At 65.1% G+C, this 11,012-nt stretch carries 11 protein-coding genes; 6 read left to right on the top strand and 5 right to left on the bottom strand.

Annotated features, from left to right (window positions below; genetic code table 11):
- The 3 genes from B9C43_RS57445 to B9C43_RS58360 all read right to left on the bottom strand — a co-directional run bounded on the left by B9C43_RS57445 (nucleotide 1) and on the right by B9C43_RS58360 (nucleotide 2,592).
- Nucleotides 1-1,278 (bottom strand): ABC transporter substrate-binding protein, encoded by a 1,278-nt coding sequence (locus B9C43_RS57445; RefSeq protein WP_235038446.1) that lies wholly within the window; start codon nucleotides 1,276-1,278, stop codon nucleotides 1-3.
- Between the two features lie 123 nt (nucleotides 1,279-1,401).
- Complete coding sequence (locus B9C43_RS05805; protein WP_084424970.1) at nucleotides 1,402-2,097, bottom strand: glycoside hydrolase family 12 protein; 696 nt, start codon at nucleotides 2,095-2,097, stop codon at nucleotides 1,402-1,404.
- Between the two features lie 258 nt (nucleotides 2,098-2,355).
- Nucleotides 2,356-2,592 carry a hypothetical protein gene (locus tag B9C43_RS58360; RefSeq protein ID WP_084424969.1) on the bottom strand — a complete coding sequence of 79 codons (237 nt, stop codon included), beginning with the start codon at nucleotides 2,590-2,592 and terminating at the stop codon, nucleotides 2,356-2,358.
- A gap of 19 nt (nucleotides 2,593-2,611) precedes the next feature.
- On the opposite strand from B9C43_RS58360, the gene B9C43_RS58355 reads away from it, so the two are divergent.
- A complete protein-coding gene (locus tag B9C43_RS58355; RefSeq protein WP_084424968.1) occupies nucleotides 2,612-2,863 on the top strand; it encodes a hypothetical protein in 252 nt (83 codons plus the stop codon).
- Between the two features lie 12 nt (nucleotides 2,864-2,875).
- Here the strand turns inward: B9C43_RS58355 and B9C43_RS05790 are convergent, their stop codons facing one another.
- Nucleotides 2,876-3,325 (bottom strand): SRPBCC domain-containing protein, encoded by a 450-nt coding sequence (locus B9C43_RS05790; protein WP_160096347.1) that lies wholly within the window; start codon nucleotides 3,323-3,325, stop codon nucleotides 2,876-2,878.
- A 357-nt stretch (nucleotides 3,326-3,682) separates the two neighbouring features.
- Here B9C43_RS05790 and B9C43_RS05785 point away from each other — a divergent pair, with 357 nt between their 5' ends.
- The 3 genes from B9C43_RS05785 (at nucleotide 3,683) to B9C43_RS05775 (ending at nucleotide 6,926) form a co-directional block, all read left to right on the top strand.
- Nucleotides 3,683-4,339: a lytic polysaccharide monooxygenase auxiliary activity family 9 protein gene (locus B9C43_RS05785; protein ID WP_033385286.1), complete on the top strand. Its 657-nt coding sequence runs from the start codon at nucleotides 3,683-3,685 to the stop codon at nucleotides 4,337-4,339.
- Between the two features lie 225 nt (nucleotides 4,340-4,564).
- Entirely contained in the window at nucleotides 4,565-5,965 is a 1,401-nt protein-coding gene (locus B9C43_RS05780; protein WP_160096345.1) for a beta-propeller fold lactonase family protein, read from the top strand.
- 67 nt (nucleotides 5,966-6,032) lie between these two features.
- Entirely contained in the window at nucleotides 6,033-6,926 is an 894-nt protein-coding gene (locus B9C43_RS05775) for a shikimate dehydrogenase (protein WP_084425608.1), read from the top strand.
- Here the strand turns inward: B9C43_RS05775 and B9C43_RS05770 are convergent.
- A complete protein-coding gene (locus B9C43_RS05770; RefSeq protein ID WP_084424965.1) occupies nucleotides 6,907-8,694 on the bottom strand; it encodes a bifunctional sugar phosphate isomerase/epimerase/4-hydroxyphenylpyruvate dioxygenase family protein in 1,788 nt (595 codons plus the stop codon). The two genes, B9C43_RS05775 and B9C43_RS05770, sit on opposite strands and share 20 nt — an antisense overlap.
- A gap of 102 nt (nucleotides 8,695-8,796) precedes the next feature.
- Between B9C43_RS05770 and B9C43_RS05765 the strand changes: the two genes are divergently transcribed.
- Together B9C43_RS05765 and B9C43_RS05760 are read left to right on the top strand one after the other, a co-directional pair.
- Nucleotides 8,797-9,429: a TetR/AcrR family transcriptional regulator gene (locus B9C43_RS05765; protein WP_033385293.1), complete on the top strand. Its 633-nt coding sequence runs from the start codon at nucleotides 8,797-8,799 to the stop codon at nucleotides 9,427-9,429.
- Between the two features lie 256 nt (nucleotides 9,430-9,685).
- Nucleotides 9,686-11,011: an MFS transporter gene (locus tag B9C43_RS05760; RefSeq protein WP_084424964.1), complete on the top strand. Its 1,326-nt coding sequence runs from the start codon at nucleotides 9,686-9,688 to the stop codon at nucleotides 11,009-11,011.
- Nucleotide 11,012 lies beyond the last annotated feature (1 nt).

Below are 11,012 nucleotides of genomic sequence, written 5' to 3'. Positions count from 1 at the left end.
TCATTTGCCGACGTTCGCCAGGTTCTCCTGGTAGGGCTTGGCTATCTCGTCCATCACCTGATGCGGCGTCGCCGTGCCGGTGATCAGCTTCTGCACCGCCGAAACCTGCACATCGTAATAACCCGGCGCCGGCCAGTCCGGATAGAACGCCAACCGATCCTGCGCGGCCAACGTCTTGAAATTCTCCGCCACTTCCTTCAACTGCGGCGCCGCACTCGACGCCGAACCAGTGTCCACAAGCGGCACACCACCCGCATCACGCAACTTGTCCTGAATCTGCGGCGACATCGTGATCTGAATGAAGTCGTACGCCAATTCCTTGTTCTTCGACCCCGCCGGAACCACCCACATGTTGCCCGCGGACCCCGCCGTCAGCCCCGGCCACAGGAACGACCCCCACTGGAAATCCTTGATCCCCGAAGCCAGCCTGCCGTACCACCAACTGCCACTGATCATGATCGGATGCTTGCCCTGCATGAACGACACACCCATGTCCTCGGCCTTCACCCCCGCCGAGTCCTTGCCGACATACCGCTTGTCCACCCAGTCAGCGAACGTACTGGCCCCATGCATCCACGCCGCGTCATGGAAATCCACCGGACCGGTGTACCGCTGGAACCGATCCACCCAATCCTTGTTCGCCTTCGACAGCGCCAACTGGTACATGATCTGGTGCGCCGGATACTCCGCACCCCCGACCGCCAACGGGGTCACACCGGCCGCGACGAACTTGTCCATCGCCGCAGTCAGTTCCCCGACCGACGTCGGCACCGCGATGCCCTGCCGGGCGAACATGTCCTTGTTGTAGAAAACCATCACATACTCGGCATAATTCGGCACACCAAACCACTTGCCAGACCCCATCACACCCTTCTCGTCATAACGAGCCGTGGTCTGGATCCCCGGACCGAGATGCTTGTCCCAGCCCCGCTTGGTCACCTCGTCACTGATGTCGGTCAGCAGCCCCTGCTTGGACAACAGACCCGCCGTCGCGTTGCCCTTGTTGTACTCCATCACATCCGGCGCGTCGCTGGAGTTCAGCACCATCGGCGCCGTCTTCTGGATCTGTTCGAACCCCTTCTCCTCGAACACCACTTTCACACCGGGGTGTGTCGACTCGAACTGCTTGATCGCCTCGGCCCACGCCACACCCATCGCACTGTCGGGGCCCTCGTAGTGCCAGAGCTTCAACGTCCTCGGGCCGTCGTCACCACCGGATCCGCACCCGCTGACCACCAGCACGGCCGCCATCGCCGCGCCGAGAACTCGCTTGGACATCAGAACCCTCCAGTGATCGTCAGGCAACGAATATCGAATCGCTTCGACTACACACAGCCGTCCGCGCGGGGAGGTTAGCGTTAACATCCCCGCAACGGAAGGACATGTACCCGTTTCCGCTCGTCAGGATGAGGAAACGGAGTAGCTGTTGGTCAGGAAGTTCATCCCGCCGGCCGACGAGGTGATCTCGAAGCCGAACTGGACGTCATTGATGGTCACGTCGCCGTACCAGCCGCGGTTGCGGATCCAGTTCATCACCGCGAGCACATCGACTGAGCCGGAGTTCGTGTTGGACGTGCGCACGAAGGAGAACACGGCGTTGGACCCGTTGCTCCCCCGGTAGACATCCCATGTGTGACCGCCGACCGTCGCCGTGGTCTGCCGCGAGCCGATCGGCCCCACGGCGCCTTGCTTGTTCATCCACAACATGATCTCGTAGTCGTGGCCGTTCACCCAGATGTCGTAAGCCGTCGCATACGATCCGGCGTTCGGCCTGGACACCGTGAAGTCGCTGGTGAGGCTCCGCACGGTGCTCAGCCTCCGGCCGATGGTGCGGCCAACGTGGGGGTAGGACTTCACACCGCCGGTGTTGGGGTGATTCGCCCAGACTCCCCAGCTGCTGTACGAATCAGCCCAGATCGACTGGGGACCGTAGCCACTGCCCCATACGTTGTTGCGGACTATGTAACCACCGTTGGACCAGGTCCCCCACCTGTCCGATGAGGACCAGGCGGCAGCCTGTGCCGTCCCCGCTGGTGTCAGGGTGACGACAAGGACCGCCGCGATTCCGCATACCAGCGAACGTAGTGGATTGCGCATGGATGGGTTCCTTCCGAGCGTCTTTGCACGGATACGCAGGGTCGCGCTGTTGAAGCGCTTCGACGAATATGCCACCGACCGAACATGGCGGTCAAGAGCCCGTTCACGCAGGTACGACGCTGCACCAGGTGGACAGTCCAATGCCTGGACTAATCCAATGTAGACAAGCAGTCGGCCACATCGGGGCGTTGCCGCCCGCCCTCAGCCCACACTGAAACCGGCGCCGGCCGACCCGAAGATCCAGAAGGGACAGTCTGCTCAGGTGCCTTTGCGCAGTCGCTCGCTGATCACGTGGCCGACCGGTGGCGTGAGACTGTCCCCTGTGGGAATCCGCAGAGCCTCGGCCAGATCGGTGCCGTGCACATCGAACACTGATTCCACGAGGTCGGCGTACGTGGCTGCCGCTTGCCTGCCCTTGCGGTGCCCGACCACCAGCAGTACGACGCTGACGACGACCGCGGGCCACCACATCGCCACTCCGACCGCCAGGTACATCAGGCTCCAGCCGACCAACGTGGCTGAGTCGGTGAAGGCGACGCGGGCCGTCCGGCACCGCAACGGCGGTGTCGACGGCAGGCGAGCCGTAGTCAAGGACTTGCTCGGCCGCTTGCCCACCGACGACCCGCACAGCATTGACTGCATGCTCGTCACGACCGCCGCCGCGCACCGGCCCCAGGTGGGCACACCGGCGTGGCGGCAGGCATCGGTCGCCGAACTGACACTGCTGCGCGCCGCCGTGATCGTGCGTGCCGCAGGCGAAAGCTGAATCCTGGCTTGGCTACTCGCCCTGGGGAACACCCGCGGCTTTCTCCGCGCGCTGCTTGAGCGCCCGGTTCATGTCATGAAAACCCTGCTCCGCCCACTTGATCGTCTTGTCGATGAAGGGCACGGCCAGGCCACGGAAGTACTCACGCTGCAGCAGCTTCGTGCCCGTCCCCACCGGCTCGAGGATGAACTCGTGCTCCCCGCTCAGGATGACCCGGTGGACCGTGATCCCCTCCCAGCGCAGGTGGCGGCCAGGCTCGGCGATCCGCACTGTCGGCCGGACCCTGGTCGCCTTGTCACCGGGCAGCTGGAACATGAAGTCGAGTGTGGTGCCGACGACCGCGCTGCCTGACCCCTTGACGACGAACGGGTTCCACTCCTGGTAGGCCTCGAACTCCACGATCGACGCCCAGACCACGTCCGGCGAGGCGTCGATCCCGATCGAGCTCTCGATGATCCGCATTTCACTCCCGTGGACAAGCAGTTGACGGGTCCTGCTGCCTCCCACCCCACCAAAGATCACCGGCACCTGCCAAGCAACCGGGCAAAGCATGGCTTACGTGCGCCAAACCTCCGCTTGACATCACCCGAGGGCACCCCCGTCACCCCAGCCGCACGACCACGGCCAACGACCGTCCAAAGTAGACTCAGCGGCCGGGACGCCGACTACGGGCACGTCAGGGACCGATGCCGGCCCGACGGGCGGGCTACCCGTGTTAACGCAATGTGCCATTGCAGTTTCGGTCGGTAGCGGATAACCTGATGCCGATCTGGGAGCGCTCCCAGATCGCACTCGATCAGCCAGAACGGAGGCTCCACCATGCGGATACGCACAACCTCCGGGTCCGTTGCAAGGCGGCGCGGCATCCTGGCGCTGGTCATCGCGTTGGCGTGCCTGTTCATCTGGACCCCGACGGCTTCGGCCCACGGCACGATCGTCAGTCCCGCCACTCGCGCCTACCAATGCTGGAAAACCTGGGGCAACAACCACACCAACCCTGCCATGCAGCAACAAGACCCCATGTGCTGGCAAGCCTTCCAGGCCAATCCCGACACCATGTGGAACTGGATGAGCGCCTTGCGGGACGGCCTTGGCGGTAACTTCCAAGGCTCGACCCCTGACGGGCAACTGTGCAGCAACGGTCTCTCGCGCAACAACTCCCTGAACAACCTCGGACAGTGGAAGACGACCAACGTCGGCAGCAACTTCACGATGCACCTGTACGACCAGGCCAGCCACGGTGCCGACTACTTCCGTGTCTACGTCAGCAAGAACGGGTTCAACCCGGCCACTCAGCGCCTCGGTTGGGGAAACCTCGACTTCATCACGCAGACGGGCCGATACCCGCCGGCGAAGGACATCACGTTCAACGTCCAGACCTCTGGCTACAGAGGACACCACATCGTCTTCACGATCTGGCAGGCTTCACACCTCGACCAGACCTACATGTGGTGCAGCGACGTGAACTTCGGCTGACCCACCGCAGTACCAAGCACCTCAGCCCGGCGCTGGCCGTAACAGCGCCGGGCTGTCCTTCAGTCGGTTGGCCCGGGCCATTGCCGTGCTTGATCGGTCAACCCCTTGACCGGATAAGCGCGACGGCGAAGCGTGGCTGACGGGCCCGGTCGGGGGCATCGGGCGACATGGGGGTGTGTCGTTGTGGTACGGCATGGTTTTGCGGCAGTTTTTCTGAGTGTAGTGGTGGGAAGCGGTCTGGTTGTCCCGACAGCCACAGCGGACGAACACGACGGTTCGGTTGGCCGGCCGGTGTACGTCACCACCAGCGGGCGCAACTTCACCGAGACCGGACCGCACAACGTCTCGGTCTACACAGTCGGCCGGGGCGGCACGCTTGATCCGCTTGGCGACCCGGTGGCGACCGGAGCGGGAGCGCGGGGAATCGTGTTCACCCCGAACGGCAAGTACGCCTACGTTGTGGCGCTTGAAGAGGACACGGTTCATCCATACGCCGTGGCCAGCGATGGCAGGCTTGCACGCAATGGCCAGCCGGTGGAGACCCGCGGCGACACGCCGATCGGAATCGCCATGGCCCCGAACGGCCACACCCTCTACGTCTCGAACCTACTGTCCGGGACCGTGACGGTTTTCGCTGTCCACCCAGATGGAACCATCGCCCGGCGCGGTGATCCGGTTCCCACGGGATTTCCTGAAGCCAGGAACGTCGCGGTCAGCCCGGACGGCCGATTTCTGTTCGTCAGCCACGGTATTCCGGTCGACCAAGACCCGGACGTGATCGTCACGTTCCCGCTGCGTCCGGACGGGACATTGGGTGCGGCCCGGCCCCCGGTGCCGATCGGCGCGGCAGGTGGCGGGATCGGCATCACGCCGAATGGCATGTTCCTGTACGTCGCATGTCTGGAAAGCGATGACGTGCACGGGTTCCGGATCGGGTACGACGGCTCGCTCACTCCGGTGCCAGGCTCACCGTTCCCGGCGCCGAGGACACCCGAAGGCGTCGCGGTTGCCCCCGACGGCGGCCACCTCTACGTCGCCAGTGTCGCCAGCCGTCCGGTGCACACGCCCGAGGAAGACGGCGTGTGGACGTTCTCCATAGACGACAAGGGAACCCTGCACCGCGTTCAGTCCCGGGTGGAGGCCGGAGTCGGTCCGGTGGGGATCAGCACGACGCCGGACGGAAAATGGCTGTACGTCAGCAACTTTGTCAGCAACAACGTGTCCGGGTTCGCCATCACACCCGTGCCACGCGAGGTCTCAGGCTCACCGTTCCCGGCCAACGGAATCGGACCAGCTTTCGACTCGGTCGCGGTCCTGCCCAACCAGGGACCTAAGGCGTCGTTCACTGCGATGCCAGGCCGCACAACCCGATTCGACGCCACCGCTTCACGCGATCCGGACGGCGAAATCGCCCGTTACGACTGGGACTTCGGCGACGGCACCACTCTGCGTGATGGCGGCCCCAAGCCGGAACACGTCTACAACCGGCCAGGCGTCTTCGTGGTCAAACTGGTGGTCACCGATGACGAAGGCTGCTCGGCACGTCAGGTGTTCACCGGCCATACAGCACTCTGCAACGGCTCGACCGCAGCTCGCACGGCCAAGTCCGTCGTCGTCCCCGAGTGATCAAGCCAACCCCGGATCCAACGCACTTCAGGTATAAGTAACTATCTAGTACGTTCATAGTATGGCGATGAGCAGGAGTGTGGCGGAACCACCCGACAACAGGCGATTCCTGGTCGGCCTTGTCGGCGCCGGGATCGAGACGTCACTGACCCCGGCACTGCACGAACGCGAAGCGGACGAACTGGGACTGCGCTACCTCTACCGCACGCTCGACCTGACCACGCTCGGGCTGCCGCCGGAAAACGTCGGCGAGCTCCTCGCCGCCGCCCGGCTGTCGGGCTACGACGGACTTAACATCACCCACCCGTGCAAGCAGCTCGTGCTCGACCACCTCGACGACCTCTCCCCCGAAGCGGACGCCCTGCACGCCGTCAACACAGTGGTCTTCTCCGACGGCAAAACCATCGGCCACAACACGGATCTCTCCGGCTTCGCCCGCAACCTCGCTCTTGGCCTGCCCGAAGTTTCGGTCGACAGGGTGGTTCTGCTCGGCGCGGGCGGGGCGGGCGCTGCCGCGGCACACGCCTTGCTGACCATGGGCACAGGAACTGTCCACGTCTTCGACACCGAGTGGGAGCGCGGTGATGCGCTCGCCCGCTCACTGCGTCGCCGTTTTGGCGACGATCGAGCCGAGATGGGGCGTGTGGACGACGATTTGCCGCGTGCCCTGGGCAAAGCCGATGGATTGGTGCACGCGACACCGACGGGAATGGCCGCATACCCGGGACTTCCCTTGCCCGCCAGCCTGATCATGCCGCATCTCTGGGTCGCTGACGTGGTGTACCGGCCGCTGAACACCGAATTGCTGGTCACCGCGCGGGCCAAGGGGTGCCGTGTGCTCGACGGCGGCGGCATGGTCGTTTTCCAGGCCGCCGACGCGTTCCGGCTGTTCACCGGGCGGGAACCCGACATCGCGCGGATGGTGCGCCACTTCGGCGACCTCACCCGTGCGTCAGCCTGAACTGCCGATGTGCGGCCATGCGCACCGGCGAGTTGGCAACGCCGTAGCCCGCGTAGCCGTCGATGCGTTGAACCACCTCGAAGAACACACGTGATCCCAGCATGCGCGTGTAGAAGTGGAGGAACTCACCGTGCTCGTCACGGTCGTAGAGCACTGAATGCTCGCGCAACACCTTCAGCCGCTCGGCCGAGAAGTCGAACCGCGCGAGGAGATCGTCGTAGTAATTGCCGGGAATGTCGAGCAGTGGTGCGCCAAGCTCGCGCATCGCCTTGGCACTGGCGACGACATCGTCCGACGTGAAGGCGATGTGCTGCGGCTCGGCGACGGCAGGCGCCCAATCACCGCGGCGCAGGGCGGCCACGTTCAGCGCGATACGGATCCGTCGATCCCGATCAGCCGAGGAACGGCTCCGGATCAGTCCGAACGGCGCCGCGAACTCGGTCTCCGGCTCCGCTTCCAGACCGAGCGCGGCGCGGTAGAACAAGGCGATCTGGTCGAAGTCGTCGAACGGCGCGGTCAGTGAGATGTGATCGATTCCGGTGATGCCGCAGGTGTTCACCAGCGCGGGGTCCGCGGGCGTGAACTCCGCCATCCAGTCGTTCTCCGGACGGTAGAAGACAACGCCGACGCCGTCGGGCGCTCGCACACCGGGATCGTCATAGTCCATATCAGACAGACGAGGAGCAAGCAGTCGCTCGGCGCGCTGCGCCGCGCCGAGGGGATCAGCAGTCGCCACGCCCAGTGCGTCGATCCGTACATCCGTGCCGGGACGGACCACGATCCGGGCGTCACCCTGGTGCCACAGCTGGGCTGGGCGGGAATCATGCTGTCCGGTGTAGACAAAACCCATCGAGGCAAGGACTCCGGCCGGATCCGGCGCGGTCAGCTCGACGAACGCGTATCCGTCTGGCGCCGGGACGACTGGCAAGTCGGCGACGCGCATCTCCGCCGTCCCCCTGCGTGCGGTTTCCTCCTGCAGGACAAGCAAGGACCGCATGGCGTCGACCGCGGTACGAGCCGGATCCGATTGCCTGAAGACGTCGTTGAACACCTCAAGCGACAGCGGGCCGGCATATCCGGTGGCCGCCACCGCGCCGAGAAAGGCACTCAGATCGAAATCACCGTGCCCAGGGAACAGCCGGTGGTGCCGGCTCCACTGCAGTACGTCCATCCGCAGCCGCGGAGCGTCCGCCAGTTGCAGGAAGAAGATCTTCCCGCCGGGGATCACCTTGATCCCGCCGATCTCGCTTCCCTTGGACAGCACGTGGAAGCTGTCAAGGCACAGCCCGAGCACGGGGTGGCCGGCGCGGCGGACGATCCGCCACGAATGCTCGTAGGTGTTCACGAACCGGCCCCACGCGAGCGCTTCGTACGCGATCCGGATGCCGCGGTCGGCCGCCCTGGCCGCCAGCTCGTGCAGCTGCTCGGCGGCAAGGTCGTCATCGTCGACCGCGTCCGGTGACACCGACGAGCACACCAGCATGGTGTCCGCGCCCAGTTGTGCCATCACGTCGAACTTGCGCTCAGCCCGGCGCAGGTTCGCCGCGAACACGTCCGGCGGCACCGCCTCGAAATCACGGAACGGCTGGTACAGGTCGATCGACAGGCCGAGATCGGCGCACCGCTGCCGGATCTCACCCGGCGACCACGGCGAGACGACCAGGTCGTTCTCGAAGATCTCCACACCGTGGAAGCCCGCGCGCCCCGCGGCGGCCAGTTTGTCGTCGAGAGTGCCGGACAAGCAGACCGTCGCGATGTCCAAACGCATCGTCGCCTCCCTCGGTAAGTGGGATGTAATGAACGTACCAGATAGTTACTTAGCCCCCGGCTACAGTGAACACACCCGTTCACCACCACGAAAGGCGAGTCGTTGGCCGCACCGGACCGCGGCCGGGATCCCGACCGGACCCGCGCCGACATCCTCGACGTCGCCACCGCCGAATTCGCCGACAAGGGCTACGCGGGCGCCCGGGTCGACGAGATCGCCGCCCGGATGAGCACCACCAAGCGGATGATCTACTACTACTTCGGCAACAAGGAACAGCTGTACATCGCCGTACTGGAGCGCGCGTACGCCGGTATCCGCAGCATCGAGCAGGAACTGGACGTCGAGCACCTCGACCCGGCCGACGCCATCCGCCAGCTGGCCGAGCTCACGTTCGACCACCACGAGTCGCACCCGGACTTCGTCCGGCTGGTCAGCATCGAGAACATCCACCGCGCCGAGCACATCGCCCGCTCGTCGGTGTTGCCCGGCCTGGCCAACCCCGCCTTGGACGTACTGGCCACGATCCTCGAGCGAGGCCGCGAGGCCGGCGTGTTCCGCGACGACGTGGACCCACTCGACGTGCACATGGTGATCAGCGCCTTCTGCGTGTTCCGCACCGCGAACCGGCACACCTTCAACGCGATCTTCAAGCGGGACATGCTGGACCCGGGACTCCGTGAGCACTACCGCAAGCTGCTCGGCGACCTCGTCCTCGCCCACCTCACCGCCCGCTGACCGACTCCCCGCTCGCCCGCCAAGCCCGTGTCCACCACTCCGACACAGTGAGTTGACCACTCCGGCACGGCGAAATCGCCGCCGCCGACCCGTGCGGCGACTTCGCTGTGCCGGAAAGTGCGTTTCATGATGCCGGAAAGGTGGACACGGCTTCCGGAGCGGCCTTGACAACCGACCCTCACCTCATCTTAATTAACTATCTAGTTCGTACCTAAGCCCCGCTGTTTCGCAACGCCGCCCGACAGAGGAGCACGACGTGACACCACCCGCGAGCACGCACCCGGTGGGCAAACCCAGGCAAGCCGCGATCGCCGCGTGGATCGGCAGCGCACTGGAGTACTACGACTTCTTCATCTACGGCACCGCCGCGGCTCTGGTGTTCAACAAGGTGTTCTTCCCCGCCTCCGATCCGGCCACTGGCACGCTGCTTGCCGTGGCCACGTTCGGCGTCGGCTACGCGGCTCGCCCGGTCGGCGCGTTCCTCCTCGGTCACATCGGCGACCGCTACGGCCGCAAGAAAGTGCTCGTGTTCACCCTGTTGCTGATGGGCGTCGCGACGTTCCTTGTCGGGTGCCTGCCCACGTACAACCAGGCTGGGGTGCTGGCTCCGGTTCTGCTGGTGGTGTTACGCCTGCTCCAAGGTTTGTCAGCGGCAGGTGAGCAGGCGGGCGCCAACTCCATGACTCTCGAACACGCCCCGGCGCACCGCCGCGCGTACTACACGAGCTTCACCCTGAGCGGCACGCAGGCAGGCCAAATCCTTGCCACAGCGGTCTTCCTGCCCGTGGCCGCGCTCCCGGAACAGGCCCTGCTGTCCTGGGGATGGCGAATTCCGTTCTGGGCCAGCTTCATCGTCGTCGTCGCCGGGTACGTCATCCGGCGCAAGCTGGACGAGACCCCGGTGTTCGAACGACAGGTCGCCACCGAAGGCGTCGCCAGGCTTCCGGTCGCAGTGCTGTTCCGCGACCACTGGCGTGACGTCCTGCGCGTGGTGTTCGCGTCGATCATCGCTTCGGTCAGCACGATCTTCAGCGTCTACGCGCTGAGCTACGCCGTGAACACCGTCCACCTTGATCGGTCGGCCATGTTGTGGGTCGGTGTGCTCGCCAACGTCGCCGCGCTGATCGCGCTTCCCTTGTGCGCCACCATCGCCGATCGGATCGGCCGCAAACCGGTCTTCATCGCCGGATCCGTTGGCTGCGCCGCATTGATGTTCGCCTATCTCGGCGCCATCTCGGCCGGGAACTACCCGATGATCTTCGTGGTCGGCATCCTGATGTTCGGCGTGGTCTACAGCGCGACCAACGGTATCTGGCCCGCCTTCTACGGCGAGATGTTCACAACCGAGGTCCGGTTGTCCGGCATGGCGATCGGTACGCAGATCGGCTTCGCCATCGCGGGGTTCGCACCGACCATCGCCGCCGCGATCGACGGCTCAGGCTGGACCATCGTCGCGGTGTTCACCGCGGCCCTGTGCGCCGTCAACATCGTCGCTGTCGCCAGCGGCCGCGAGACGTACCACGTACCGACCGAGGAGCTCGGCCTGCGAACTGCCAAGCAAGCCGTCAAGGCCGGGACCTGAC

Origin of the sequence: Kibdelosporangium aridum, from assembly GCF_900176515.1 — a bacterium.
GTDB classification, from domain to species: domain Bacteria; phylum Actinomycetota; class Actinomycetes; order Mycobacteriales; family Pseudonocardiaceae; genus Kibdelosporangium; species Kibdelosporangium aridum.
Note: the sequence above shows the minus strand (reverse complement) of the source record. Positions and strands in the feature narration are given on the sequence as shown.